Below are 461 nucleotides of genomic sequence, written 5' to 3'. Positions count from 1 at the left end.
CCATTGACACCTCTGCCGGTACGGTAACCAATGGCATCAACAACTATGGCATTCTAAATGGTCAGGTTTTATTGGGCAGCAATACCCTGAATCTGCTGTCTTCAGCAGAGGCAGTGGCAACGCAGCCTCAGGTTAACGGCGACATCACCGGCGCTGCCGATTCCATCGTCAACATCGGTAGTGACTCCGATGCAACCGTGTTCACCAGCAATGGCAATACCACCGTAGGCAACATCGATGTGGCCTCAGGCAGCACACTGGCGCTGGCTTCAGGCGCTGATTGGGCAGCAACTAGCGACACCGCCGGCAATATCAACAATAACGGTACCATTCGGTTGGCTGATGGCACTGCAGCATCGACTGCCACCATTGGTGCCAGTGGCGCTGTTATCAATAACGGCTCAATCGATCTCACCACATTCAATGATGCGGGTGACACCTTATCGGTTTCTGGCAACTAC

General features: G+C 53.6%; 1 protein-coding gene. It reads left to right on the top strand.

The window, feature by feature from the left end:
* Positions 1 to 461 (top strand): hypothetical protein (locus tag A2F46_RS12765; RefSeq protein WP_197457677.1); only part of this gene is annotated, 461 nt, incomplete at both ends.

It is taken from the genome of Snodgrassella sp. CFCC 13594 (assembly GCF_001590725.1).
Lineage (GTDB): Bacteria > Pseudomonadota > Gammaproteobacteria > Burkholderiales > Neisseriaceae > Snodgrassella.
Note: the sequence above shows the minus strand (reverse complement) of the source record. Positions and strands in the feature narration are given on the sequence as shown.